This window comes from Brenneria uluponensis, from assembly GCF_032395385.1.
Lineage (GTDB): Bacteria > Pseudomonadota > Gammaproteobacteria > Enterobacterales > Enterobacteriaceae > Prodigiosinella > Prodigiosinella aquatilis.
In genome coordinates, this window is sequence record NZ_CP135917.1 from 1,940,805 (window position 1) to 1,966,561 (window position 25,757).

Annotated in this window: 25 protein-coding genes; 19 read left to right on the forward strand and 6 right to left on the reverse strand. The window is 43.5% G+C overall.

Annotated features, from left to right (window positions below; genetic code table 11):
- Nucleotides 1-132: 132 nt before the first annotated feature.
- Together RS889_RS08875 and RS889_RS08880 are read right to left on the reverse strand one after the other, a co-directional pair.
- The gene (locus RS889_RS08875; protein WP_021016469.1) at nt 133-501 is read right to left on the reverse strand and encodes a cytochrome b562; all 369 of its coding nucleotides are present in this window, start codon (nt 499-501) and stop codon (nt 133-135) included.
- A gap of 570 nt (nt 502-1,071) precedes the next feature.
- On the reverse strand, nt 1,072-2,502 hold the full coding sequence (locus RS889_RS08880; protein ID WP_315710314.1) for an EmmdR/YeeO family multidrug/toxin efflux MATE transporter: 1,431 nt from the start codon (nt 2,500-2,502) through the stop codon (nt 1,072-1,074).
- 532 nt (nt 2,503-3,034) lie between these two features.
- Here RS889_RS08880 and dsrB point away from each other — a divergent pair.
- Nucleotides 3,035-3,241, forward strand: a complete 207-nt coding sequence (gene dsrB, locus RS889_RS08885; protein WP_315710315.1) for a protein DsrB — start codon at nt 3,035-3,037, stop codon at nt 3,239-3,241.
- 53 nt (nt 3,242-3,294) lie between these two features.
- Here the strand turns inward: dsrB and RS889_RS08890 are convergent, their stop codons facing one another.
- On the reverse strand, nt 3,295-5,022 hold the full coding sequence (locus RS889_RS08890) for a methyl-accepting chemotaxis protein (protein WP_315710316.1): 1,728 nt from the start codon (nt 5,020-5,022) through the stop codon (nt 3,295-3,297).
- 1,328 nt (nt 5,023-6,350) lie between these two features.
- Between RS889_RS08890 and flhD the strand changes: the two genes are divergently transcribed.
- The 14 genes from flhD (at nt 6,351) to RS889_RS08960 (ending at nt 21,192) form a co-directional block, all read left to right on the forward strand.
- Entirely contained in the window at nt 6,351-6,701 is a 351-nt protein-coding gene (flhD, locus tag RS889_RS08895; protein ID WP_021016465.1) for a flagellar transcriptional regulator FlhD, read from the forward strand.
- 5 nt (nt 6,702-6,706) lie between these two features.
- Nucleotides 6,707-7,285, forward strand: coding sequence for a flagellar transcriptional regulator FlhC (gene flhC / locus RS889_RS08900; protein WP_315710319.1), 579 nt, complete (start codon nt 6,707-6,709; stop codon nt 7,283-7,285).
- Nucleotides 7,286-7,412: 127 nt separating this feature from the next.
- Complete coding sequence (motA, locus tag RS889_RS08905) at nt 7,413-8,300, forward strand: flagellar motor stator protein MotA (RefSeq protein WP_315710321.1); 888 nt, start codon at nt 7,413-7,415, stop codon at nt 8,298-8,300.
- Nucleotides 8,297-9,397 (forward strand): flagellar motor protein MotB, encoded by a 1,101-nt coding sequence (motB, locus tag RS889_RS08910; RefSeq protein ID WP_021016462.1) that lies wholly within the window; start codon nt 8,297-8,299, stop codon nt 9,395-9,397. The genes motA and motB overlap by 4 nt, the downstream gene beginning before the upstream one ends.
- A gap of 11 nt (nt 9,398-9,408) precedes the next feature.
- Nucleotides 9,409-11,442 carry a chemotaxis protein CheA gene (cheA, locus tag RS889_RS08915; protein WP_315710958.1) on the forward strand — a complete coding sequence of 678 codons (2,034 nt, stop codon included), beginning with the start codon at nt 9,409-9,411 and terminating at the stop codon, nt 11,440-11,442.
- 36 nt (nt 11,443-11,478) lie between these two features.
- Complete coding sequence (cheW, locus tag RS889_RS08920; protein WP_021016460.1) at nt 11,479-11,976, forward strand: chemotaxis protein CheW; 498 nt, start codon at nt 11,479-11,481, stop codon at nt 11,974-11,976.
- A 137-nt stretch (nt 11,977-12,113) separates the two neighbouring features.
- Nucleotides 12,114-13,802, forward strand: a complete 1,689-nt coding sequence (locus RS889_RS08925) for a methyl-accepting chemotaxis protein (protein WP_315710323.1) — start codon at nt 12,114-12,116, stop codon at nt 13,800-13,802.
- A gap of 521 nt (nt 13,803-14,323) precedes the next feature.
- The gene (gene cheR / locus RS889_RS08930) at nt 14,324-15,196 is read left to right on the forward strand and encodes a protein-glutamate O-methyltransferase CheR (RefSeq protein ID WP_315710325.1); all 873 of its coding nucleotides are present in this window, start codon (nt 14,324-14,326) and stop codon (nt 15,194-15,196) included.
- A complete protein-coding gene (locus tag RS889_RS08935; protein ID WP_021016457.1) occupies nt 15,196-16,248 on the forward strand; it encodes a protein-glutamate methylesterase/protein-glutamine glutaminase in 1,053 nt (350 codons plus the stop codon). The genes cheR and RS889_RS08935 overlap by 1 nt, the downstream gene beginning before the upstream one ends.
- Before the next feature lie 34 nt (nt 16,249-16,282).
- Nucleotides 16,283-16,672 (forward strand): chemotaxis response regulator CheY, encoded by a 390-nt coding sequence (gene cheY / locus RS889_RS08940; protein ID WP_021016456.1) that lies wholly within the window; start codon nt 16,283-16,285, stop codon nt 16,670-16,672.
- Between the two features lie 9 nt (nt 16,673-16,681).
- Entirely contained in the window at nt 16,682-17,326 is a 645-nt protein-coding gene (gene cheZ / locus RS889_RS08945) for a protein phosphatase CheZ (protein WP_315710326.1), read from the forward strand.
- A 227-nt stretch (nt 17,327-17,553) separates the two neighbouring features.
- Nucleotides 17,554-18,705 carry a flagellar biosynthesis protein FlhB gene (gene flhB, locus RS889_RS08950; protein WP_315710328.1) on the forward strand — a complete coding sequence of 384 codons (1,152 nt, stop codon included), beginning with the start codon at nt 17,554-17,556 and terminating at the stop codon, nt 18,703-18,705.
- Nucleotides 18,698-20,788, forward strand: a complete 2,091-nt coding sequence (flhA, locus tag RS889_RS08955) for a flagellar biosynthesis protein FlhA (protein WP_315710329.1) — start codon at nt 18,698-18,700, stop codon at nt 20,786-20,788. The genes flhB and flhA overlap by 8 nt, the downstream gene beginning before the upstream one ends.
- Before the next feature lie 89 nt (nt 20,789-20,877).
- Nucleotides 20,878-21,192: a flagellar protein FlhE gene (locus tag RS889_RS08960; protein ID WP_315710331.1), complete on the forward strand. Its 315-nt coding sequence runs from the start codon at nt 20,878-20,880 to the stop codon at nt 21,190-21,192.
- Between the two features lie 24 nt (nt 21,193-21,216).
- On the opposite strand, the gene RS889_RS08965 is transcribed toward RS889_RS08960, so the two are convergent.
- The 3 genes from RS889_RS08965 to flgA all read right to left on the reverse strand — a co-directional run bounded on the left by RS889_RS08965 (nt 21,217) and on the right by flgA (nt 22,724).
- Nucleotides 21,217-21,663 (reverse strand): flagella synthesis protein FlgN, encoded by a 447-nt coding sequence (locus RS889_RS08965; protein WP_315710333.1) that lies wholly within the window; start codon nt 21,661-21,663, stop codon nt 21,217-21,219.
- A 19-nt stretch (nt 21,664-21,682) separates the two neighbouring features.
- Nucleotides 21,683-21,976 (reverse strand): flagellar biosynthesis anti-sigma factor FlgM, encoded by a 294-nt coding sequence (gene flgM / locus RS889_RS08970; protein WP_315710335.1) that lies wholly within the window; start codon nt 21,974-21,976, stop codon nt 21,683-21,685.
- Nucleotides 21,977-22,058: 82 nt separating this feature from the next.
- Nucleotides 22,059-22,724, reverse strand: a complete 666-nt coding sequence (gene flgA, locus RS889_RS08975) for a flagellar basal body P-ring formation chaperone FlgA (RefSeq protein WP_315710336.1) — start codon at nt 22,722-22,724, stop codon at nt 22,059-22,061.
- 222 nt (nt 22,725-22,946) lie between these two features.
- On the opposite strand from flgA, the gene flgB reads away from it, so the two are divergent.
- The 4 genes from flgB to flgE all read left to right on the forward strand — a co-directional run bounded on the left by flgB (nt 22,947) and on the right by flgE (nt 25,739).
- The gene (gene flgB, locus RS889_RS08980) at nt 22,947-23,360 is read left to right on the forward strand and encodes a flagellar basal body rod protein FlgB (protein WP_315710338.1); all 414 of its coding nucleotides are present in this window, start codon (nt 22,947-22,949) and stop codon (nt 23,358-23,360) included.
- A gap of 5 nt (nt 23,361-23,365) precedes the next feature.
- Nucleotides 23,366-23,770, forward strand: coding sequence for a flagellar basal body rod protein FlgC (gene flgC / locus RS889_RS08985; protein ID WP_315710339.1), 405 nt, complete (start codon nt 23,366-23,368; stop codon nt 23,768-23,770).
- Nucleotides 23,771-23,788: 18 nt separating this feature from the next.
- Nucleotides 23,789-24,457, forward strand: coding sequence for a flagellar hook assembly protein FlgD (gene flgD, locus RS889_RS08990; RefSeq protein WP_315710340.1), 669 nt, complete (start codon nt 23,789-23,791; stop codon nt 24,455-24,457).
- 79 nt (nt 24,458-24,536) lie between these two features.
- Complete coding sequence (gene flgE, locus RS889_RS08995) at nt 24,537-25,739, forward strand: flagellar hook protein FlgE (RefSeq protein ID WP_315710341.1); 1,203 nt, start codon at nt 24,537-24,539, stop codon at nt 25,737-25,739.
- The last annotated feature ends 18 nt before the right edge of the window (nt 25,740-25,757 follow it).

Sequence of the window (25,757 nt, forward strand, 5' to 3'; positions counted from 1 at the left end):
TTATTGACGTATGCCCCTGGGTATTCACTCAGTTGCCGTTTTCCTACAATTTGAAATCTATTGGATATATAAGTAATTATTTACAAGGTCCATGTTTTTAAATAATCACAACCTTGATAATTTAGTTTTTACTCAGACACCGAGCTTTCTATGATATTCATCTCGGATTTTTCTGATATTTGCAGTGGCAACCTTGGCTTCCTTTAATTTCCCTGCATCAACTAATGCAATAGCATCGTCAATTTGTTTAATAAGCTTGGTCAATCCTTCATTGAAGACTTTATCTTTCGTAAATCCAGGATCTGCTTTCGCTTTGTTGGCATGTTCTTTAAGCTTCAATAAATCAGCTTTGAGCGTAGCCGCATCTGTAGCAGTAGAAGCGGCACTGTAATTTTTCTGCATAGAATGCATTTCACTGTTCACTCCCGCAATGCTGGTGTAAGGCAGCATTGTGGCTGAAACAGATAACGCTAAACAGATTGTCATCATCGTTTTTTTCATTGCTCACTCCTGTTAATTAAGTCAATAGCATGGCTGGCAGGTAATTCTTGCCGTAGCAGTATTAATAACAATTGAGTGTCGGTCAAATAAAAAATATCTTATGGAAATAAGAATCATTCAAATTAATAAGTAGGGGATTACCATGTTGTAGAGCATTGTGAACTGAATTAATTAACTAATGTAATGGGTTAAAAAATATGTCAATACATGTCGTCTTTCAGATCGCAGATGCGTTGGCGGCGCTTAATTACTCGGCCCATCTTCCGGACCTCGCCTTTTTGGGGCCGCTGCAAACAGTGCCCAAATCTGCGCCTTGCAGAAATTTGTTACCTGAATGACTTATCAGCGTAATTTCATCGGAATTCCTTTACTGGCCGCCTTTCTGCAATTCGAAATATATTGGGTGTAATGTTTTAAATCTAAAAAATAGTGCATTATTTTTATTCTATCTTCTGTTCTTAACCTGTTTTAAATTTCACCAACAGAGAATCCAGTTGTGAACAATCACTATTTAATATTAATGGTCGCTGTCGACGTGAGGTCTGATCATCAAATAGCAAGTCGCGTTTGTTATTGCCCTAATGGACGTTGATAGCGCCATAACCATTTGCCACTGATCATGCGGTGATAGAATAGTATGCCGCGTACTATCCAATCAAAAAACATTCCCATCCATATGCCGACAACACCGAAACCTAATATAACGCCCAGAATATATCCGGCAATTACCCGACATCCCCACATGCCCGCTAAAGCGACCCACATTGTATAGCGGGCGTCTTTTGCTCCTTTAAGTCCGGCAGGCAGGACCCATGAGGCGGCCCAGATTGGCATAAACAGCGCGTTTAGCCAGATCAGTTGCTGAACGACGCTGATCACTTCAGGTTCGTTAGTGTAAAATGACGCCAGCAGTCTGGCGCTGGGTACTGACAGTAGGGCTAGGGTACATAGACCAATATTGGATAACCAAAATATATATTTAAGCTGCCGGATGGGTTGCATAATCTGTCCTTTCCCTAATCGAGTGCCAACAATAATCGTAGAGGTAGAACCCAGAGCATTCCCCGGTAGATTAATTAATGACACGATAGAAAAGGCAATAAAATTCCCGGCAATCACCTCTGTGCCCATTCCGGCTACAAACCGTTGGGTGATCAATTTTCCTACATTAAACATCACAGACTCAACACTGGCAGGAACTCCAATACTAAGTACTTCGTATAATATGGCCGGAGTAAAGGGGGTAAAATACCCTTTAAAAGGAATACGCAAAGCACCATTGAAACCTTTCATTAATGTCAGAATGACGAATAGGGCACCGATATAGCGAGAAATGGTAATCCCTATGCCCGCACCGATAAATCCCATGCCCTTCCAGGATAAAATACCGTAAATCAAGACACTGCTAAGTAGAATATTCAGTATATTCATGCCGATATTAATGAACATCGGTAGTTTGGTATTACCCGCTCCGCGTAGCGCACCACAACCAACTAGTGTGATGGCCACCGCGGGATAACCCCACACGGTAAGCCTCAAGAAAGTCAGTGCCAGGCCTTTGACCGCCACATCCGCATTATGTGCAATGAGGTTGATGATGGTATCGCCAGCGAACTCCACAAAACCAACCAGCAGAAATGAAATGAGTACTAGCAGGGAAATTGATTGTCGAGCAGCAAGCCTTGCTTGTTTGCGATTACGTTTCCCCAAACTGAACGAGACGACAACGGCGGTTCCTAGTGCTACGGCAGTAAAAAATGCGATGATCAACATGTTGAAGCTATCGGCTAACCCAACAGCAGCCATGGATTCTTTACCCAGCCAGCTAACCAGGAAGGTGCTGAATATGCCCATCAATATGACACACAGCCCTTCAATGAATATCGGTACGGCGAGAGGCACTATTTCTCGGTAAAACAAGACATGGTTGGAGTGACGCTCTTTGTACCAGGTTGTTTTCTGCAATATTGCTATGAAGTGCTTTACTGTACTCAAATTCATGCCTACCTATGTTCATGGACGCAGGGTGTCGCATAACTCGCTGTTCAGCATTTTTCATCGAAGAAAGATGGCGGCAGAAAAGGCGCTGTCAGTGCTGATTTCAAGTCAGGATGTAGAACGGTGTGTAATAGGTTGAACATGTAAACCATGAGCGGATTAGGCTTCTTTATCTGCCTTTACCAGGGAGTAAAAATGAACCTTCAGAGTAGTGAGTACTCATCTGTATCGTATTGATACCGCTGAATGAGACTGGCGCAGATCATAGCCAGCGGGGCTATACCAAGAGTTTACTACGGTTGACAAACTATTCACATTGGCGATTATAACCGGTACATGTGGGGCTCGCGATTACCAGAGAGTATAAAACGTCAATTCGGATGAAACGCTATTTCAAAATTGTATATGCGAAATTTATCTCTATCTGGATGAGCTATTGTGTGAATAAATTCTGTCGTGATTCCTTTTATTCACCGACTTAAAAAACTGAAAATTAGTTCATCGTTAAAACCGGAAGAAGAAAAAGAGATTCACTATGAAAATAAATGATTTAGTCACGGTCAAAACAGATGGAGAGGCTCGCCGAGAGGGCGTTATTCTGGCAGTGGAGGTGTTTCAGGAAGGAACGATGTATTTGGTTTCTCTTAAGGACTATCCTGCCGGTATCTGGTTTTTTAATGAAATTAACAGTAATACCCCTGATAGTGTTTTTGTCGAACCAAGGATATTGACTAAAAAATAACACCGGTACTCGCCTTATCGGGCAATCGTAGGCTAATACCGGTATCGTGGCTGTTAGAACGTTTCCCAGTTGTCACTACCCGGTTTGGTGGATGGTCTGGTTAGTGCTAAGGCTGACGCGGACTGTGCTGCCAGTATTGGCTGAACTGTTGGGGTCGCAGCATAATCCTGAGAATGCCGTGAAGATAATTTGAATGCGGCTACAGCTCGTGTTAATACGGCAGCCTGCTCTTCCAGAGACGCTGCGGCAGCCGATGCTTCTTGAACTAAGGCGGCGTTTTGTTGTGTCACACTATCCATTTCAGAGATAGCCTGCCCGACTTGTGTAATGCCGCGACTCTGTTCATCAGAGGCTGAAGCAATCTCATTCATGATATCGGTTACGTTGGTCACGGCATGGACAATCTCTTGCATGGTTTGTCCGGCTTTATCGACGAGAGTTGAACCGCTGTTCACTAATGACACCGATTCCGAAATCAACCCTTCAATTTCTTTTGCAGCCTGTGCACTACGCTGAGCCAGATTGCGCACTTCTCCGGCCACGACAGCAAATCCACGCCCTTGTTCTCCGGCTCTGGCTGCTTCCACTGCGGCATTGAGGGCCAGAATATTTGTCTGAAAAGCGATACTGTTAATCACATTAGTGATTTCGGATATTTTTTTGGAGCTACCGGTAATATTATTCATGGTACTGACAACACCGGCAACAATTTCGCCGCCTTGTCTGGCCTTACCTGAGGCATTTGATGCTAGTTGGCTGGCATTATGTGCGTTGTCAGAGTTCTGTTTTACCGTGGCCGTTAATTGTTCCATGCTTGCTGCCGTTTGCTCGATAGCCGCTGCCTGCTGTTCCGTGCGGGAGGATAAGTCAGTGTTCCCAGCGGTAATTTCTATTGAACCCTGATAAATGGAATCAGCGCTTTCCCGGACGGTAGATACAGTGTGAACTAACGCTGCCTGCATTTGCTGGACATTTGAGCCGAGTATCCCAATTTCGTTATGACCATAGTTTTCATCTGGCTGGGTGAGATCGCCTTGAGCAATACGCTGGATGCGACTCACCAGTTGATTCATCGGTTTAATCAGCACGCTTTTCAGTAACAAGAACGTGATAGTTGTCATGATTGCTGCAATGATAAAACTGACACCCATCAAGCTATATCCCAAGAGCGCGTCTTTTTGTGCTTTTGCATTCAGCGCCTTGGCTCGTTCGGTTCGATAGGCAACAGCTTGCAACAGTGGTTTATTGTATGCGGCATCTAGAACACGATTCTCTTCTGATTCATGTGAAAGGACTTCTTCAAAGTAGCCATCTTTGGCAGCTTGTAACGTTGGCATGATGCCTTGTTCAATATAAGCGTTGTAAGCTTTTTTTAGTGCTGGATCGAAAGCGATATCCGTTGCGGTTTTAATTCTACGGTTCTCATAAACCTGATAAGCACGTTTGGATTGCGCAATGCGGCTTTCGGCCTGCTGCAAATTATCATTATAAACTTTAGTGTCACCAACACGGACTGCCGCGGCAGCCTGAATAAGTAATAAGCGGGCGGTGCGCAGGTTATTAGAACTGTTAGAGATGCCTAAGCGAACATCAATTTCTTGTGTTACGTAATCCAGAGTTTGGTTGCTGCGTACCAGAAAATAACTGGATACCCCGATAGACAATGCAAACAGTAGCATGATGCCGCCCAGAATAATGACGAATAAAGGCACTAAACGGAGGTTATTCATCGTTCCAATTTTACCCTGTTGTTCTGATTTTGATATCATTTTCATATCCATTTGCTCATTTTCAAAGGGAAGTAATGGTGACTCACCTTACTACTCACTGGTAGTGTGGGCGTTTTTGCTAAAAAATCGGTTGTGTTAACGGCTCGACTTTTCTAGAACCAATATAAAAGATAATGAGTATCTAGTGGGAAACATTAATGTACATCAATGCGACGCTGATCACGATTTTGCCGTCTGAAAAGAGGGATGGGAAAGATGGCGATTAATTATTCATCATATTAATCATTTGATTATATGAATAAAATGATATTTATACCTGCTAGTACATCATTATTTAATGACTAACATTTTAAGTTATGGCCGTTTACATAACCAGAAGTCTATAAAATACAGATGAAGGTACTTGTAGAAATAAAATGTGGACATGAGCATAACTGTGGACAAAATGGCCGTGAGACGAGTATAGACTTTAGGAAACTGTCAGGGAGGAACATGCTGCTAATAGATAATTAATATTATTATCTCAAATTACCTTTGCAGTAGGCATCAGAATAAAAACGTTAAAGTCAAGTTAAATATTTTCGAGGTTAATGTGGGTTCGTTTTTTTATATTTTACATATGGTCAATGTTTTGTGTCCTTGTTTCCTATTTATCCTATTTTTAACAAAAATTCTGGAGTTTTAAATGAAATATTCTCTTATTCTGCTGATTTTATTCTATCCTATCCACAAAATAACCCGGTTTGGGGTAAAATACTAGAATCAGACATGTCAGGGACATTGGGTCAGTGTTTTTAAAAGATGATGTAATAGTAACTGAAGTGATGATCTGAATTATTATGGATGAAAAACCCCGTGATCTTATATTTAATCTTCGTAATTGATAAGTGGTTTGTTTTTTTTATTTTATAAATCAATCCGTTAAATTTAATTGATCAATAATAGAGTCTGTTTTGATGAGGCCGTGTGTAATTGTGGTTATTTCGTATGCAAGAAAATAGGTATTAATTATAAAAAAGGAAATAATTAGGACTAACCCCTTAATTTTTGTGATCTAGATCACGTTTTTGTCAAATTTCATGTACTATCGCGTTGTATGTGCTACGGCTTAGGCGGTAGAGTAAACAGGAATTAAGATTATTCTTATGCTCCATGTGTCAGGATGATTGTCAGCAAAGGATGGGTTGGTGTTATGGGCAAAGGGAATCTGATGTGCTTTAAGGACAGTGCTGCTGTCTTTGTCATAATAAAATATTTTAAAATTATAAATTTCATTTGGCACCGATAGTTTTCATGCCACCTATGGAGAGTATTTATTGAACTGGATGATATACACATCATCTAATTTATGTTTAAACATAGCTTGCCGGGATGAGATTATGGGTACTTCTGAGTTACTTAAGCATATTTATGACATAAATTTGTCTTATTTGTTACTTGCGCAACGTTTAATTAACGATGAAAAGGCATCGGCCATGTTTCGCCTTGGTATTAATGAAGAAATGGCTAATGCGTTGATGCAACTTACCTTGCCACAGATGGTGAAATTAGCTGAAACTAATCAGTTGATATGCCATTTCCGCTTTGATGATCACAATACTATTAAACTATTGACACAAGAATCCCGTGTAGATGATTTACAGCAGATACATACAGGTATTCTATTGTCGAGTCAGTTGTTACAACAATTTTCTTCAAAAGAAGAAAATTTGCCTAAAAAAAGGGCGTAATAATAATGGTGGAAAAAAGTATTGTTCAAGAAGCTAAGGACATCCAACTGGCGATGGAGCTCATTTCTCTTGGTGCTCGCCTGCAGATGCTCGAAAGTGAAACGCAGTTAAGCCGTGGGCGCTTGATCAAGTTATATAAGGAGCTAAAAGGAAATCCTCCCCCTAAAGGGATGTTGCCTTTTTCAACCGATTGGTTTATGACATGGGAGCAAAATATTCATTCCTCCATGTTTTATAATGCCTATATTTTCTTACTGAAAAATGGAAGGTGTAGCGGTGTTGAAGCGGTAATTAAGGCTTATCGTCTTTATCTTGAACAATGTTCACCCCAAAGCGAAGCTCCTTTGTTAGCATTGACCCGAGCATGGACGTTAGTTCGTTTTGTTGACAGCGGAATGCTTCAATTATCTTCCTGTAATTGTTGTAGCGGTCTGTTTATTACCCACGCCCATCAGCCCAAAAATGGATTTGTCTGCAGTTTGTGTCAACCCCCATCCCGAGCGGTAAAAAGACGTAAACTTTCGCTGAATGTTGCCGATATCATACCTCAACTGCTGGATGAACAAGTAAAACACGCAGTCTGAGCCTGGTTGCGATTTGTAAACCTGTCATTTTCCTGGGTAAGGAGTGACAGGTCTATCCTCAAGTAAGTTCCTGGCAAAAATTGCGTTATAACTCATCCATACGACCTCTTGATTATAAGGAATTCTTGTGCTGGTTATATTGGGTTATATTGTCATCATAGGCTCCATATTGGGTGGTTATCTGATCGTTGGTGGGGAATTAGGTGCACTTTATCAGCCATCTGAGTTGTTGATTATTGCTGGTTCGGCTATAGGTGCATTCATTGTTGGCAATAACGGTAAAGCAATTAAAGCAACTGGTCGCTGTTTACCGTTGTTGTTTCTTGGTACTAAATATACCAAGTCGATATACATGGATCTCATGGCCGTGCTCTTTCGCCTAATGGCAAAATCCCGTCAGCAGGGCATGCTTTCTTTAGAGTTTGATATTGATAATCCGCAAGATAGTGAGATTTTTTCTAGTTATCCCCGTATTCTGGCAGACGCTTATATTGTTGAATTTGTTACTGATTATCTACGATTGATGGTTAGTGGCAATATGAATGCGTTTGAAATTGAAACATTGATGGATGAAGAGATAGAAACGGTCGAGCACGAAATCGAGGTCCCTGCCAACAGCTTGAATTTAATAGGTGATGCTTTGCCGGCATTTGGTATTGTTGCCGCAGTTATGGGGGTTGTACATTCTCTTGCTTATGTAGACCGTCCAGCCGCGGAATTAGGCATGATGATCGCACATGCCATGGTCGGGACCTTTTTAGGGATTTTGCTGGCATATGGTTTTGTATCCCCGTTGGCCTCTTTACTGCGCCAGAAGAATGCCGAAAAGATAAAAGTATTGCAGTGTATCAAAGTGACCCTGCTATCGAATCTTAATGGTTATGCACCACAGATAGCCGTTGAATTTGGACGTAAAACATTGTATTCCACCGTTCGGCCTTCTTTCAGCGAAATGGAAGAGCATATTCGTAGCGTGAAAGCTCCGGCTCAGCAGGCAGCGGAAAATGACGCATGAAACATCAGCATCCCATTATTCGCAAAAAGCGTAAATCTGGACATGCAGTTCATCACGGAGGTTCATGGAAGATTGCCTATGCTGACTTCATGACGGCCATGATGGCACTATTTTTAGTCATGTGGCTCATCTCCATCTCTTCTCCATCTCAATTGGCTCAAATCGCAGAATATTTTCGTACCCCTTTAAAAGTGGCTATCACCAGCGGTCCTAAAATGAGCGACTCGACGAGTCCTATTCCTGGTGGTGGTGACGATCCGACTCAGCAAGAAGGGGAAATGAGAAAGCAGATAGATACTATGGATGGGAAGCTAGAGGAGATAAGGCTGAATAAGCTGCGTGAGCGTCTGGATCAATTGATTGATACTGATCCGCGACTGAAAGCATTACGTCCACATTTGCTGATCGAAATGGTTGATCAGGGATTGCGTATTCAGATTATTGATAGTCAAAATCGCCCTATGTTTAAAACAGGCAGTGCTCAAGTAGAGCCTTACATGAGTGATATTTTGCGGGCCATAGCGCCAATTCTGAATGATATTCCTAATAAAATCAGTCTCTCTGGACATACTGATGATACGCAATATGTAACGGGTGAGCGCGGTTATAGCAACTGGGAATTATCAGCCGATCGTGCAAATGCATCTCGTCGAGAGTTGATAGCAGGTGGGCTTTCTGAAGGGAAAGTTTTGCGCGTTGTCGGCATGGCGGCCACGATGAATTTGAAGCAAGCGCAGAATGGCAATGATGCTATTAATCGTCGCATTAGTTTATTAGTGCTGAACAAGCAGGCTCAGGAAAAGATTGAGCATGAAAATTCCGAAGACAACGCAGTCAGCATAGATAAAATAGAAAATTTACAAAGTATGGGGTTGGATAATGCTAAACCTGTGACCCAACCTGCCGAGAATAGTAATAGTGGTGCAGTTTTGCCTAGGCCCATAGCCAATGATATGCCTGCATCTGGTACGACTGAAGTATCTGGGAAAAATAAAGCACCGGCAACGGGCCGTCAGCAGCCGACTACAAAACTACCTGCTGCACCCGATAGCCAGGCGACACCTTCATCAATAGGCCGCGATTCACAGCAGAGGTGACCCACGTGAGCATGGATATGAGCGCTTTTTATCAAACATTTTTTGATGAAGCAGACGAATTGTTGGCGGACATGGAACAACATTTATTGTTGATTGATCCGTTAGCACCTGATACCGAGCAGATGAACGCAATATTCCGTGCTGCTCACTCAATCAAAGGTGGCGCAGGAACTTTTGGTTTTACGGCATTACAGGAAACCACTCATCTGTTGGAAAACCTGTTGGATGGTGCCAGACGCGGTGAAATGCAATTGAGCACCGATATCATCAACCTGTTTTTGGAAACCAAAGATATTATGCAGGATCAGTTGGATGCTTATAAAACTGCGCAGGAACCCAATGTTGAAAGCTTGGAATACATTTGTCAGGCCCTGCGTCAACTCGCTCTGGAATCTAAAGAGCAAAGTGAATCTGTTTCTGCTACTTCACCTGAAACAGGTTCAGTAGTTTCTACTGCTTCAGCGTCGGCCTCTGATGGCGGACAAAATGAATTACATATTGTACTGACCGATCTTAAAGAGCAGGAAATTCCCCAACTGCTTGAAGAATTGAGTAATCTTGGCACCGTAAAAGATTCTCACCAAACAGATAGCAGTATTGAAGTTACATTATCCACATCCACTGATAAAGATGACATTAGCGCAGTGCTTTGTTTTGTTCTTGAACCAGAGCAAATCAACTTTAAACCCGTGGACGAGGCTGCGGCGGCGGCACCTGTAGTTCAGTCGCAGGTTGATAATCCAACGGTACCAGCAGAGAGCGCCCCGATAACACCAAGTAAACCCGCTACTGCAGTACCTGCAACTGCAACAGTTGCGGCAAAAGTTAATGAAGCAGCCAAGGGCCGGATGAAAGCGGGTGACACCAGTATTCGTGTCGCTGTCGAAAAAGTTGATCAACTGATTAACCTGGTTGGTGAACTGGTGATTACACAATCAATGTTGGCTCAACGTTCAACAGAACTGGATCCTGTTGCTCATGGTGATTTGCTTAACAGCATGGGACAGTTGGAAAGGAATGCACGTGATTTGCAAGAGTCAGTGATGTCCATCCGGATGATGCCGATGGAATATGTGTTTAGCCGATTCCCTCGTCTGGTTCGTGATTTGGCTGCGAAGTTGGGGAAAGAAGTGGAATTGACGCTGTCCGGGAGTTCAACTGAGCTCGATAAAAGCTTGATTGAACGCATTATTGATCCGTTGACGCATCTTGTTCGTAATAGCTTGGACCATGGCATTGAATCACCAGAAAGCCGTATTGCTGCGGGTAAACCGGCTGTAGGGAACCTAACGCTGTCTGCGGAGCATCAGGGCGGAAGCATCTGTATTGAGGTTGTTGACGATGGTGCCGGGTTAAACCGAGAGAAAATATTGGCTAAGGCGCTTTCTCAGAAAATGGCGGTTAGCGAAAGCATGACTGATGAGGAAGTCGGTATGCTGATCTTCGCACCTGGGTTTTCAACAGCAGAAAAGGTTACGGATGTTTCTGGCCGTGGTGTCGGGATGGATGTTGTGAAACGTAACATCCAGGAAATGGGGGGACATGTTGAAATCCATTTTCAGAAAGGAAAGGGTACTACGATACGTATCTTGCTACCACTTACATTGGCCATTTTGGATGGTATGTCGGTTAAGGTTAGCGGTGAGGTTTTCATTCTGCCACTCAATGCAGTAATGGAATCTCTACAACCCCAGTCTGAAGATTTATATCCTTTGGCGGGGGGAGAAAGAGTGCTGCAGGTTCGTGGTGAATACCTGCCATTAATTGAGCTTTACCAAGTCTTTGATGTTGCCGAGGCTAAAACGGATGCAACACAAGGGATCGTTGTAATCCTGCAAAGTGCTGGCCGTCGTTATGCTTTGTTGGTCGACCAATTAATCGGACAGCATCAAGTTGTCGTGAAAAACCTGGAAAGTAATTATCGCAAGGTGCCAGGAGTTTCAGCCGCTACTATTTTAGGTGATGGTAGTGTCGCGCTAATTGTTGATGTTTCAGCGTTACAGGCGCTTTATCGGGAAAAGCGTGTGGTTGAAACCGCTGCTTAACAACAAAATAACGGTTATTGATTAAAGGTGATAAACATGACTGGACTTGCAAACGTCACAAAACTAACGGGTGAAACGGTGGGACAGGAGTTCTTGATCTTTACGCTTGGTGACGAAGAGTACGGCGTTGATATTTTAAAAGTGCAGGAAATTCGTGGTTATGACCAAGTAACCCGTATTGCCAACACACCGGCCTTTATTAAAGGTGTAACGAATCTCCGTGGTGTTATTGTCCCAATTGTTGACTTACGTATTAAATTTGCGCAACAAGAAGTGGATTATGACGATAACACCGTTGTTATTGTCCTGAATTTGGGTCAGCGTGTTGTAGGGATTGTTGTTGATGGTGTTTCTGACGTGTTGTCATTAACAGCTGATCAGATTCGTCCTGCACCGGAGTTTGCAGTAACCCTGTCGACTGAATATTTGACCGGATTGGGATCTCTGGGCGAAAGGATGCTGATACTGGTTGATATTGAAAAACTGCTTAGCAGTGAAGAAATGGCGTTGGTAGATAGTGTTATGAAAGTTTGATTAACCACTATTGATTTGGACCACCTATTGCGTGGTCCAAACTATTCTTACTACACTTTCCCATAAATTGGAAGTCAATAAATATATCTTAATGAATGCCGTTAATATCGGTAATAGGTGTATAGAAAAGGCTCAATATGTTTACTCGTATAAAAGTAGTTACTAGTCTTATTATTGTACTAGGGTTATTTTGTATATTACAGATTATATCAGGTAGTTTATTTTTTAATTCATTAAAAGCAGATCGGGAAATATTTAGTAGCACGCGAATTATTAATCAGCAAAAATCAGAACTAGATGCAACATGGTCTTATTTGTTACAAACTCGTAATACGCTGAATCGCGCAGGTACCCGATTTGCAATGGAGTCATCCGGTAACGTTACTGGCGGCGCGACTACCAAAGATTTGATTGAACTGGCAAAAAAACAATTAATGACAGCTAATGCTCATTATGCTAACTATGAAAATATTCCTTATTTAGACAAAGAAGACAGCCAGGTTGCCAAATCTATCAAGAGTAATTACGATGAATTAAATGCTGCTTTAACAGAGTTAATCCAGTTTATTTCCACTGCTCAATTAAAAGAGTTTTTTGAACAGCCAACACAAGGCTATCAAGACCGTTTTGAAAAAGCTTATTATTCGTATAAAGAGTCCTACGATAAAATCAACAGTATTGCCATAGCAGAAAATAATGCAGCTTATTCTTCTGCACTTTGGATTCTGGGAACGATTATTACTATTGTGATTATTGCTGTAGTCGTTGTCTGGTTGGGTATCAATAGAACCTTGATCCGTCCATTATATAACCTCGTTGAACATATTCGTCACATGGCCAAAGGTGATCTAACTCAGCGGATTGATTTTAACGGCACTAATGAAATGGGTATGCTGGCAGATAGCTTGCGGCATATGCAAAATGAATTTATCACGACAGTAAGCGCTGTCCGCCAAGGGAGTGAAGCAATTTATACTGGCGCCACCGAAATCAGTGCCGGTAATAATGATTTGTCTTCCCGGACAGAGCAGCAGGCAGCCTCGCTTGAGGAAACTGCGGCCAGTATGGAACAGTTGACTGCGACAGTTAAACAGAATGCTGAAAATGCACGCCAGGCTAGTCAGCTTGCTTTAAGTGCATCGGAAACTGCACAGAAAGGCGGTAAGGTTGTCGATAATGTTGTGACGACAATGCATAACATTGCTGGAAGTTCCCAAAAGATTGCCGATATAACGAGTGTAATTGATGGCATCGCTTTCCAGACAAATATTCTGGCCCTCAATGCGGCAGTAGAAGCAGCCCGAGCTGGCGAGCAAGGACGCGGATTTGCTGTCGTGGCCGGAGAAGTGCGTAATTTGGCGCAACGTAGTGCTCAGGCAGCAAAAGAGATTAAGACTTTGATTGACGACTCAGTTAATCGGGTTGATGAAGGATCTGTTCTGGTGGAAAGTGCCGGTGAAACAATGGCCGAGATTGTGGGCGCGGTGACTCGGGTAACTGACATCATGGGAGAAATTGCTTCCGCATCTGATGAGCAAAGCAAAGGTATTGAACAGGTGGGTCAGGCAGTAACGGAAATGGATCAGGTAACTCAGCAAAACTCAGCGTTGGTTGAGGAGTCTGCGTCGGCTGCCGTTGCTCTAGAAGAGCAGGTTCGTGCCTTGAATCAGGCTGTGGCAGTTTTTCAGTTACCTAGAGAAAATGACAATTTTCGATCAACAGGCCAAGCAACTGTACCAGAAACGGCCACACTGCTGACGGCATCCGTAGAAACCGGTAAAAAAGCCAAAGCAAGCCAGACGACTGATAACTGGGAAACATTCTAAAATAATTGATAGACATAAGCTGGTGTAAAGCTGGCTTATGTCTGATGTGAAGTGGCTATGTGTTTAGCTGATTATTTATTCCAACAAGCCATTTTTGTTGTGAGTAATCCTGGAGACTTGGCTATTGCGATCATCGTTATATTTTATCTTTTTACCACAATAATTACTCCAATTTAGCTAAAGAAAGCGTTATTACAGCCGATGGAGATAGTACGTGGATATTTTAACCTGATTGTGGTGGTCGTTTATCTGGGTAGATTGCGGCTTTTCCCACAATAAAATTCGTATGAGGTTTGATGTAGATTGAGTCGAGACGACCGGCAGTATAGTGAATGGCGTTAGAGAGATCTCATTAATGGATTACTTCGTTTTTTCGATGTACAGCGTCGGTATTGAGTGGGTAATAGGTGCTCCCGAAAGGATGGATGTCTGACAAATGAAAGTACAAACCTGCAGTTGATGTGAGGAACGTCCTGATTGGACAACAATAAAATAACCTATCCATTTTCGGGCGGTTAGATATGAAAAATATACCATCGCCAAATCGTACTGGTTCTGCGTCCATTTTGACGCAGATGGTTGAACGGTTACCTCTGTCTGATGCGCATTTTCGGCGTATCAGTCAGCTTATTTATCAGCGAGCTGGTATTGTGCTGGCCGATCACAAACGGGAAATGGTTTATAACCGTCTCGTTCGTCGCTTGCGACTGTTAGGAATAACTGATTTTGGTCAGTATCTGGCGTTATTAGAGTCAGATCTCAACAGTGCGGAATGGCAGGCATTTATCAACGCATTGACGACTAATCTGACGGCTTTTTTCCGTGAAGCACATCATTTCCCTATTCTGGCAGAACACGCTCGAAAACGACCTAATGGATATACTGTCTGGAGTACGGCAGCATCGACAGGGGAGGAACCCTATTCATTGGCCATGACATTATCTGAAGTGTTAGGCGATCGAGTTAGTGGTTGCCCGGTCTGCGCCAGCGATATAGACACCCAGGTCCTGGAAAAGGCCGCCGCTGGCATATATAGGCAGGAAGAGTTGCGTTCGCTTTCTCCTCAGCAGTTACAACGTTTTTTTTTACGAGGTACCGGTCCGCATAGTGGGCTAGTGCGCGTCCGTCCGGAATTAGCTTCCATGGTGCATTTTCAACAACTTAACTTGTTGGCACCAGATTGGCCTGTCCCTGCACCATTTGATGCCATATTTTGCCGCAATATTATGATTTACTTTGATAAAGAGACGCAGGAACGCATCTTGCGTCGTTTTGTTCCGCTGCTTAAACCGGGCGGGCTGTTATTTGCCGGACATTCAGAAAATTTCAGTCAAATCAGCCGAGAATTCTACCTGCGTGGGCAGACTGTCTATGGGCTGGCTAAGGAAAGATAATGAACAAAATAAAAGTATTATGTGTTGATGATTCTGCACTGATGCGTCAAATCATGACTGAAATTATTAATAGCCATCCTGATATGGAAGTCGTTGCTACCGCGCCAGACCCATTGGTTGCACGTGATTTGATTAAAAAATTCAATCCCCAAGTATTAACGCTTGATGTTGAAATGCCGCGTATGGATGGTTTGGATTTTCTGGAAAAACTGATGCGTCTTCGTCCAATGCCCGTAGTCATGGTGTCGTCATTGACGGGGAAAGGTTCTGAAATTACGTTACGTGCATTGGAACTAGGGGCAATAGATTTTGTTACTAAACCGCAGTTGGGTATTCGTGAAGGTATGCTGGCTTATAGCGAGCTGATTGCGGAAAAAATTCGCATGGCAGCCAAAGCCAGGTTACCTCAGCGTAATGCTAATAATATACCAACAGTAATGATCCCCAGCATGCCATTGCTCAGTAGTGAAAAATTGATCGCAATCGGGGCTTCTACAGGAGGAACAGAAGCAATTCGTCATGTATTGCAGCCGTTACCTCCAACTAGCCCAGCTTTGTTGATCACGCAGCATATGCCACCGGGGTTCACTAAGTCTTTCGCCGAACGTCTGAATAAATTGTGCCAGATAACGGTTAAGGAAGCTGAAGATGGTGAACGTGTTCTGCCTGGTCATGCCTATATTGCACCAGGTGCCAGACATCTTGAGTTAGCGCGAAGTGGCGCGAATTATCAGGTGAAATTGCATGATGGCCCACCAGTCAATCGGCATCGCCCATCAGTTGATGTATTATTTCGTTCTGTAGCACAGTATGCAGGAAGAAACGCAGTGGGCGTTATCCTGACTGGCATGGGAAATGATGGTGCGGCTGGTTTACTAGAGCTTCACCAGGCAGGAGCCTATACCTTGGCTCAAAATGAGGCAAGTTGTGTTGTGTTTGGTATGCCTCGCGAGGCTATTGCTCTCGGTGGTGTTGATGAAGTGGTGGATTTGCACCAGGTGAGCCAGCGAATGCTGGCACAAATTTCCGCCGGACAGGCGTTACGTATATAGCAGCTCCGGGTGAGCAATAAAATTAGGAGTAGGTATGGCTGATAAAGAACTCAGATTTTTAGTAGTCGATGATTTTTCAACAATGCGGCGTATTGTTCGAAATCTACTAAAAGAGCTGGGCTTCAATAATGTGGAAGAAGCAGAAGACGGCTCTGACGCACTTAATAAGTTGCGTTCTGGTGGTTTTGACTTTGTCATTTCTGACTGGAATATGCCCAACATCGATGGGTTAGAACTGCTAAAAACCATTCGTGCTGATGCTGCCCTTTCCAAACTACCAGTATTGATGGTAACCGCTGAGGCCAAGAAAGAAAATATCATTGCTGCGGCACAGGCCGGTGCTAGCGGTTATGTAGTTAAACCATTTACTGCTGCTACGTTGGAAGAAAAGCTGAGTAAAATTTTCGAAAAACTGGGTATGTAAGGAGATGCTATGAAGTCACATCCGATGCCCATTAACGATAATGCATCAGCCACAGAGATCATTTCTCGTATTGGGCAGTTAACGCGTATGTTACGCGATAGCCTGAAAGAACTCGGGCTGGATCACGCAATTGCGGAAGCCGCGGAAGCTATTCCCGATGCTCGAGATCGTCTTGATTACGTTGTGCAAATGACGGCACAGGCGGCTGAACGTGCTTTAAACTGTGTTGATGCAGCACAACCACATCAGAATCAGTTGGAAACTGATGCCAAATCTTTGAAAGTTCGTTGGGATCAATGGTTTGAAAACCCGATAGAGCTGGCAGATGCACGTGAATTGGTTACTGATACGCGTAATTATCTGCAGGATGTACCAGAGCATACGTCGTTTACTAATGCGCAATTGTTGGAAATCATGATGGCTCAGGATTTCCAGGATCTGACGGGGCAGGTTATCAAGCGTATGATGGACGTTGTTCAGGAGATTGAAAAACAGTTATTGATGGTATTACTGGAAAATATCCCGGAAAAACAGAGTCCAGCCAGACGTGAGAGTGACGGTTTGCTTAATGGACCTCAAGTCGATAAGAGTGCTGCAGGAATCGTATCGAATCAAGACCAGGTTGATGATCTGTTAGATAGCTTGGGATTCTGATTAACGTTCTCGAACCCTATTGCACTTTGCTTATGTGTATGGCGGTTTATTTGTACCTGTGTAGTTTTTTACGATCGGGCTTTTCCCGGTCGTAAATTTCTATGCTCCTTTTCTTATGCTTTAAATAGCCATGTCTTTTCTACCTTTTTCCACCCATAAAGTTTAAACATATTTGTCATGCTAAGCAGTAGATATTCATGATTGCCAAATGATGTAGGTAAGTTGTAGTGGCTGATGATAGTGATTTAGAAAAAACAGAAGCTCCTACCCCCCACCGAGAAGAAAAAGCTCGAGAGGAAGGCCAGGTACCTCGCTCCCGAGAGTTGACGTCTGTATTAATGCTCGTCACTGGATTAGTTACTTTATGGCTGTCAGGCGGAGTCCTTAGTCATAAATTGGCAGCGATAGTGACTCAGGGGCTGTTTTTTGATCATGGCATTGTTAGTGACGAGAAACAGATGTTCCGTCATATCATATTATTGGTGAAGTTGGCCGGGGCAGCGTTACTTCCCATAATGATTGGAACGGTAGTGGTTGCGTTAGTTGCTCCAATGTTATTGGGCGGGATTCTGTTTAGCGCCAGTGCACTTCAGTTCAAGCTGGATAAATTAAATCCCCTCGCTGGCTTAAAACGGTTGTTTTCTTCTCAGACGCTGGCCGAGTTATTCAAAGCTGTGCTGAAAGCACTCGTGGTTGGAAGTATCGCGAGCTGGTTTCTGTGGACCCACTGGTCAAAAATGCTGCATTTGATATCTGAACCGCCGGTTAGTGCGTTGGGTGACGCTTTGAGCATTATCGTAACCTGTGGTTTTTTTATTATTATGGGGTTAATCCCCATGGTGGCATTTGACGTATTTTGGCAAGTGTGGAGTCACATCAAAAAACTTCGTATGAGCAAACAAGATATCCGTGATGAATATAAGCAAAATGAAGGTGATCCACATATCAAGGGGCGTATTCGGCAGATGCAGCGAGCAATGGCCCAGAGACGCATGATGTCTGATGTTCCTAATGCTGATGTCATTGTTACCAATCCAACACACTATTCAGTGGCGTTGCAATATGATGAAAAAAAGATGAGTGCTCCGAAGGTACTTGCCAAAGGGGCCGGAGATATTGCTTTGAAGATTAGGGAAGTGGCATCAGAGCATAGAATCCCTGTACTGGAGGCTCCCCCGCTCGCACGTGCACTGTATAGACACTCTGAAATAGGACAACATATACCTGCGACCTTGTATTCGGCAGTCGCTGAAGTTTTAGTCTGGGTTTATAAAATTAAGCGTTGGAAACGCGAAGGCGGATTAGTTCCACTTAAGCCGACTCATTTACCAGTGCCAGACGCGCTGGATTTTGCTAAAGAGAACATTACTGATGGCTAACCTGGTTGCGTTGCTCCGTCTACCGAGCAATTTTAAAGACACACAATGGCAGATATTAGCTGGACCTATATTAATCCTGATGATTCTGTCCATGATGGTACTACCACTACCACCTTTTGTGCTGGATCTTTTATTTACTTTCAATATTACTCTCTCAGTAATGGTGTTACTGGTCGCAATGTTTACCCAGCGAACTCTTGATTTCGCTGCATTTCCTACCATTTTGCTGTTTTCCACTTTATTGCGATTATCTTTGAACGTTGCCTCGACACGTATAATTCTGATGGATGGGCATACGGGGGCAGCTGCGGCGGGTAAGGTGGTTGAGGCTTTTGGTCATTTCCTTGTTGGCGGCAATTTCGCCATAGGGATCGTCGTATTCATTATTCTGGTGTTAATCAACTTTATGGTTATCACTAAAGGCGCAGGTCGCATCGCAGAGGTCGGTGCTCGCTTCGTTTTGGATGGTATGCCTGGTAAGCAGATGGCAATAGACGCAGATCTTAACGCTGGATTAATTGGAGAAGAAGACGCTAAAAGGCGTCGTCAGGAGGTCACTCAAGAAGCCGATTTCTATGGCTCTATGGATGGTGCCAGTAAATTTGTGCGCGGAGACGCGATTGCCGGCCTGATGATTATGGTCATCAATGTTATCGGTGGGCTTTTGGTCGGGTCAATTCAACATGGAATGTCATTAGGACAAGCCGCAGAAAGTTATACGCTTTTGACCATCGGTGATGGGCTGGTTGCACAAATCCCTGCCCTTGTTATTTCTACAGCCGCTGGTGTGATAGTGACTCGGGTTAGTACCGATCAGGATGTCGGTCAGCAGATGGTCACCCAATTATTTAATAACCCGCGTGTCATGATATTGAGCGCAGGGGTTCTTGGATTAATTGGCCTGGTCCCAGGGATGCCTAATTTTGTATTTTTGCTTTTTACCGCAATATTGCTGGGGCTTGCCTGGTGGATGCGTGGCAGTGTGGAAAGAAAAAAAGCAATCGATGTAACGCCTGTAAAATCGGAAAGCCAGCAGCAGCAAATTGTGGAAGCCAGTTGGTCTGATGTTCAGCTTGAAGACCTTTTGGGTTTAGAAGTGGGTTACAGACTAATTCCTATGGTCGATTTCCAGCAAAATGGCGAATTACTTGGACGCATTCGTAGTATTCGTAAGAAATTTGCTCAGGAAATTGGTTTTCTGCCTCCTGTTGTACACATCCGGGATAATCTGGAGTTACAACCCGCCAGCTATCGTATTTTGATGAAAGGAGTGGAGGTCGGTAGTGGTGAGGCTCATCCTGGGCGCTGGATGGCAATTAATCCAGGTAGTGCAATCGGCAAGTTAACCGGTGATGTAACAAAAGACCCTGCCTTTGGCTTACCTGCTATCTGGATTGATAGTGCAATAAAAGATCAGGCCCAGGCTCAGGGGTATACGGTAGTTGAAGCAAGTACTGTGGTAGCAACACACTTAAATCACTTGCTCAATTTATATTCTAGTGAGTTGTTGGGAAGACAGGAAACACAGCAGCTTATGGACCGTGTTTCGAAAGAGATGCCCAAGCTGGCCGAAGATTTTATCCCTGGCGTCGTTACTTTAACGGTGTTGCATAAGGTACTACAGAATCTGTTGGCGGAGAGAGTCTCTATCCGTGATATGTGCACTATTTTAGAAGTGTTATCTGAGCATGCGCCGGTGCAAAAAGATCCTAATGAATTGACGGTAGTAGTCAGAGTGGCATTAGGTCGGTCTATTACTCAGCAATGGTTCCCTGGCAAGGATGAGATACAGGTTATTGGCTTGGATTCATCTTTAGAGCGAGTATTGCAGCAGGCTTTACAAAATGGTGGTGGTTTGGAGCCTGGCATGGCTGATCGTCTACTAGAACAGGCACAAGATGCTGTTCAGAACCAAGAAGCAATAGGGGCTCCGCTGGTTCTTCTTGTTACTCATGCTCTGAGACCGTTACTTGCTCGTTTTTTACGCCGTAGTCTACCGCAATTGGTTGTGCTTTCTAACCAGGAAATTAGTGATAACCGTCAAATCAGGATGACATCAGTCATTGGCGGACTCAATAAGTGAGGTATGTTTTTCTAGCGTTGGCATTATTGTTGTTGATGCAAAGAGCGGCTAACTCCGCTGATGGGAGCTTATCGCAGGAAGGAACAAACTTGTTGATAAGACAAAAAGGAATTTATGCGCGTTCAGTAATGACAGTGAATGATTCAATCCCCAAAGGGGCAACGATTACTTCTGTTAATTGGCGCTACGAGCTCTCTGCTTCTCCTCCTTCTGGTTTTAAATCAGCATTATGTACACAGAGCGCGTGTATTCATTTGGATGGGGGAAGTGGACGTAGTCAAGGGTTGAAAGGAAAAGCAGTGGTGAGCCCTTTCTATCTTCAGTTTTATGTTCCAGGGAAAGGGGCGCTTCGTCCACCCATTAATGTGCTTCACTATCAGATAATCATCAACTATCAGCGGTAGGGGCGTATCAGCGGCTGATTAATCCTAAACACCAAACTTCCGGCCTAACTTGCTGCCTTTAGTTTGTGAATGACCATCTGGGCCATAAATATCCTGACGTTTTTTCTGCTCAAAAAAGTTTAACGCTTCTTGCGTGTTTTTAAGATGAATATCCAGTAATAATCCATTTCTGTAATTATTCTCACTTAATGTGCGAGTTAAATCATGGATTTTCAGCCAAGCTGAGTTGAATTCAGGAATATTGTGATAAGGGGCTGAAACATTGAGCACTTTATCCATTTCCAGCCTTTTGTTATCAAAATGCTTAAGAATAGACAACTGTTCGTTTTTATTCTCTGTCAGACGATGCAAAAAAGGGGCATTAACCCGAACAGCGCTTAACTCTTCCTGCTCGTGCTCCAAGATACTCTGCAGGGTTATTAATGTGTCCAGCATACGTTCAAGTATGTCATTCATTTGCATTTTGCCCATCAAGCCTTCGTTGTAGTTATTAGATATCTGATTGTGCTTCGTTAATTAATGCGTCAGCGATTTTACCTACATTGACTTCAAGCTTGCCATCTTTTATAGCCTGCTTGAGGTTCTCAACCTTTTCCATATCAATGTCTTGACTACTCGGTTGCATAAGACGAGATTGGGCCTCACTAAGGCTGACCTGTGTTTGCGAGCTTTCAACAGAAGTACTAGTCGTAGACGATTTGCTTTTGGATGTTTGAAGATGATCTGTTTCTTTGCTCTGTATCGAGTTAACCCCTGATACCGGGCGAGTGCTATCTATGCTCATGATGTCCTCTCTGCATGACTGATGTCTGGTTAGAATAGTGGCTACAGTAACTATCGGTAAGTTTAACCGAATCTTTAACCTTTCATTGTGCGATCTCTACCAAACCTTTATCCCTGACTATTCCACTGACTATTTGTCCGGAATCCATGCGTATTCGGACATTATCATTTATGGCAGCATTATCCATGACTTTGCCTATACTGGTAATGCTAAAACCGGATCCTAGGGCAATCACCTTTACAATTTCCCCCATTTTGACGGACCAGACTTTTCTCAGCATTCTTGATGAAATAGGCTGCCCTGCACCAATCATACGTATACTAATCGAACCAATAGCGAGAGAAGGATCGCTGAGTGGCATTCCGAGCAAGGAATCCAGCCTGCCTCTTTGTAACGTGACATCTCCTGCTTTAATTTCATGTCGTGGCACTATAGGTTTGGCAGCGATGACATAAGGCGCTGTTACCTGAACATATACTTGTATAAAGTGTTTTTGTGTACCACAAGTCATCTTGATACTGATGTTGCCCCAAACTTTCCTTCTTGATGGCAGAGAAAATTGTGGTTTTTCACATAATGGGATACTTTCCAGCGGCGTTTTGACATTTACCTTTACCTCAGCAGCAGGGAAATTTACTTGGCTTTTCATGAAAGAGGTTATTTCTGAAGGGAGATCTGCGGCATGTGTCGCGGTACTCAACACAAAAAAAAGAGTCGAGATCAGCGTCAGTCTACAGTTAAACTTCATTATTCCTCCATGAACGCGAGGTATGATATAGCCTTTCAGACGCCTTCCCCTTTGTAAACGACATAACCCATGCAAGATAGGTCGATCAGTCTACATCTATGTCTTCTTGGTCAAAGGAGAAAATAGCCACTCATTTCACGCTTATTCCAGCGATAAAGTTGCCGCCCGCAGTTTATGCTGTTTACCATCACTATCCCTTCACCTTTTTTTTAAGGGAAAAGTATGCTTGATAAATTAGATGCAGCATTTCGTTTCCAGCAAGAGGCGTTAAATTTGCGGGCACAGCGTCAGGAAATCCTCGCTGGCAATATTGCTAATGCCGACACCCCGGGTTATCAAGCTCGTGACATTGATTTTGCCAACGAATTGACAAAAGCGATGAAGCAGGGGCGTACATCTGAAACAACGATTGGATTAACAGTTACCTCTTCACGCCATATATCGGCCAGTAGTGCGACATTTTCCGATATGGATTTGTTGTATCGGGTTCCAGACCAACCTGCAATGGATGGCAACACTGTCGATATGGACAGAGAGCGAACAAATTTTGCGGATAACAGCCTACGTTATCAAAGTGAGCTCACCGTATTAAATGGGCAAATAAAAAGCATGACGGCAGTGTTACAGGAAAAATAATTCATATGTCATTGATCAATATTTTTGAGATATCAGGTTCTGCATTAACTGCACAATCACAACGTATGAACGTTAGTGCCAGTAACTTAGCGAATGCTGACAGTGTGACTGGTCCGGATGGTCAACCTTATCGTGCCAAACAGGTAGTGTTTAAAGTCGCGGCACAGGATGGAGAGGCTATTGGCGGAGTACGGGTGGATAGCGTTGTCGAAGATACCTCGCCAGATAAATTAGTGTATCAACCTGGCAATCCTCTGGCTGACGAACGTGGTTATGTGCGTATGCCTAACGTAGATGTAACGGCTGAAATGGTTAACTCGATATCTGCGTCGCGTAGCTATCAGGCGAATGTGGAAGTACTTAATACGGCAAAATCGCTGATGCAGAAAACACTGACATTAGGTCAATAATGGGGCGGGAGAGAGATCATGAGCGTTGCAGTTTCACTTACTGAATCAACAGGTACCAGCGCTGTCAGTAGTACTTCAAGTACGAATAGCAGTGAGGATCTACAGGATGAGTTCTTAACATTGTTGGTGGCGCAACTGCAAAATCAGGATCCCACCGATCCAATGGATAATAGCCAGTTAACAACACAGTTGGCCCAGATTAGCACGTTGAACGGGATTGAAAATCTTAATACTACGCTGGGTTCCATATCGACTCAGTTAGATACCAGTACAACCTTGCAGGCATCAACATTGATAGGCCATGGTGTACTTATCGAAGGTAATAGCATTGTTGTTGGGGAAGACAGCTCTACTACACCTTTCGGCATTGAACTGGATAATGCCGCAACCGATGTCACCGTGACCATAAAAGATTCTAGCGGGAACACGGTTAGAACCGTGGATCTTGGCTCTCAGAGTGCTGGTGTTCAAACTTACAGCTGGGACGGTACTGACGACTCCGGGACAGCGGTAAGTGAAGGAACTTACACTTATTCGGTTAATGCGGCTTCATCCGGATCAAGTGTTGTTGCAACACCGCTGCAATATGCACTTGTCTATGGTGTGAATACTGACTCCGATGATTCGGTGCTCAATTTGGGCTTGGCTGGAACAGCATCACTGAGTGATGTGAAGCAGATTATTTGACTGAGATAGATGGAAAAAGCGGATATGTATCGCTTTTTGTACTCACATTATTTTATTAACTTTTCAGGAGAGCCTTCAGATGGGTTTTTCACAAGCAATAAGTGGACTCAACGCTGCTTCCAGCAATTTGGATGTCATAGGTAACAACATTGCCAACTCAGAAACCACAGGGTTTAAATCAGCATCCGTATCTTTTGCTGATATTTATGCTGCTTCGGATGTTGGGTTAGGGGTTAAAGTTGCGTCTGTTTCGCAAGATTTTTCAGATGGTACGGTGGAAAGTACGGATGTTGGTACGGATGTGGCTATCTCCGGCACCGGTTTTTTCCGTGTGGTTGATGATAGTGGTTCAATATATTATTCCAGAAACGGCGAATTATCGTTAGATGCAGACCGTAATTTGGTTAACAGTACGGGTTATTACATTACCGGTTATGCGGCAACTGGAACACCGCCGACAGTCAATACTGGCGCACAACCGACTATCTTATCTATTCCATCAAGTTCAATTCCGGCACAAGAGACAACAACATCATCGATGGTGGTTAACCTGAATTCCAGTGATGATGCAATCACTTCAACCTTTGATGCGACAGATTCCAGTACCTATAACTATACCCAAACACTGACGACGTATGACAGCTTGGGTAATACTCATAATATCAATATGTATTTTGTTAAAACTGCAGATAACTCCTGGACCGTTTATGGTGTAGATAGCAGTGACTCAACAGCAACGACTCAAACATTAGGTACGCTCTCTTTCAATACCAGTGGACAGATCACTGGCACCACCGATCTAACGGTGTCCACTAATGCTCTTAACGGTTCTGCTGCGAACTCCTTTACTTTATCTTTTGCCGGCTCAACGCAACAAAGTTCAACATCCAGTAGTACCAGTAGTAAAAGCCAGGATGGTTATACGGCGGGTGACCTGAGCTCATACACCATTAATGATGATGGTACTATCACCGGCACCTATTCTAATGGACAAAGTCAACTTCTTGGGCAGATTGTTCTCGCCAGTTTTGCTAATCCTCAGGGATTGTCATCGGAAGGTGATAACGTTTGGTCGGAAACATCATCTTCTGGGGCTGCACTTGTCGGGACTGCCGGTTCAGGTATTTTTGGCGATTTAACCAGTGGGGCATTGGAGTCTTCCAACGTAGACTTGGGTACTGAACTGGTAAATATGATCGTAGCACAGCGTAACTATCAATCTAATGCACAGACGATAAAAACCCAGGATTCAATCCTGAATACGCTTGTAAACCTGCGTTAATAATAGAAACAGGGCAAC

What these genes read in the sequence shown, in the direction of transcription:
- RS889_RS08875 (WP_021016469.1), bottom strand. Translation starts at nt 501, where the DNA reads ATGAAAAAAACGATGATGACAATCTGTTTAGCGTTATCTGTTTCAGCC.
- RS889_RS08880 (WP_315710314.1), bottom strand. Translation starts at nt 2,502, where the DNA reads ATGAATTTGAGTACAGTAAAGCACTTCATAGCAATATTGCAGAAAACA.
- dsrB (WP_315710315.1), top strand. Translation starts at nt 3,035, where the DNA reads ATGAAAATAAATGATTTAGTCACGGTCAAAACAGATGGAGAGGCTCGC.
- RS889_RS08890 (WP_315710316.1), bottom strand. Translation starts at nt 5,022, where the DNA reads ATGGATATGAAAATGATATCAAAATCAGAACAACAGGGTAAAATTGGA.
- flhD (WP_021016465.1), top strand. Translation starts at nt 6,351, where the DNA reads ATGGGTACTTCTGAGTTACTTAAGCATATTTATGACATAAATTTGTCT.
- flhC (WP_315710319.1), top strand. Translation starts at nt 6,707, where the DNA reads ATGGTGGAAAAAAGTATTGTTCAAGAAGCTAAGGACATCCAACTGGCG.
- motB (WP_021016462.1), top strand. Translation starts at nt 8,297, where the DNA reads ATGAAACATCAGCATCCCATTATTCGCAAAAAGCGTAAATCTGGACAT.
- cheA (WP_315710958.1), top strand. Translation starts at nt 9,409, where the DNA reads ATGGATATGAGCGCTTTTTATCAAACATTTTTTGATGAAGCAGACGAA.
- cheW (WP_021016460.1), top strand. Translation starts at nt 11,479, where the DNA reads ATGACTGGACTTGCAAACGTCACAAAACTAACGGGTGAAACGGTGGGA.
- RS889_RS08925 (WP_315710323.1), top strand. Translation starts at nt 12,114, where the DNA reads ATGTTTACTCGTATAAAAGTAGTTACTAGTCTTATTATTGTACTAGGG.
- cheR (WP_315710325.1), top strand. Translation starts at nt 14,324, where the DNA reads ATGAAAAATATACCATCGCCAAATCGTACTGGTTCTGCGTCCATTTTG.
- RS889_RS08935 (WP_021016457.1), top strand. Translation starts at nt 15,196, where the DNA reads ATGAACAAAATAAAAGTATTATGTGTTGATGATTCTGCACTGATGCGT.
- cheY (WP_021016456.1), top strand. Translation starts at nt 16,283, where the DNA reads ATGGCTGATAAAGAACTCAGATTTTTAGTAGTCGATGATTTTTCAACA.
- cheZ (WP_315710326.1), top strand. Translation starts at nt 16,682, where the DNA reads ATGAAGTCACATCCGATGCCCATTAACGATAATGCATCAGCCACAGAG.
- flhA (WP_315710329.1), top strand. Translation starts at nt 18,698, where the DNA reads ATGGCTAACCTGGTTGCGTTGCTCCGTCTACCGAGCAATTTTAAAGAC.
- RS889_RS08965 (WP_315710333.1), bottom strand. Translation starts at nt 21,663, where the DNA reads ATGGGCAAAATGCAAATGAATGACATACTTGAACGTATGCTGGACACA.
- flgM (WP_315710335.1), bottom strand. Translation starts at nt 21,976, where the DNA reads ATGAGCATAGATAGCACTCGCCCGGTATCAGGGGTTAACTCGATACAG.
- flgA (WP_315710336.1), bottom strand. Translation starts at nt 22,724, where the DNA reads ATGAAGTTTAACTGTAGACTGACGCTGATCTCGACTCTTTTTTTTGTG.
- flgB (WP_315710338.1), top strand. Translation starts at nt 22,947, where the DNA reads ATGCTTGATAAATTAGATGCAGCATTTCGTTTCCAGCAAGAGGCGTTA.
- flgC (WP_315710339.1), top strand. Translation starts at nt 23,366, where the DNA reads ATGTCATTGATCAATATTTTTGAGATATCAGGTTCTGCATTAACTGCA.
- flgD (WP_315710340.1), top strand. Translation starts at nt 23,789, where the DNA reads ATGAGCGTTGCAGTTTCACTTACTGAATCAACAGGTACCAGCGCTGTC.
- flgE (WP_315710341.1), top strand. Translation starts at nt 24,537, where the DNA reads ATGGGTTTTTCACAAGCAATAAGTGGACTCAACGCTGCTTCCAGCAAT.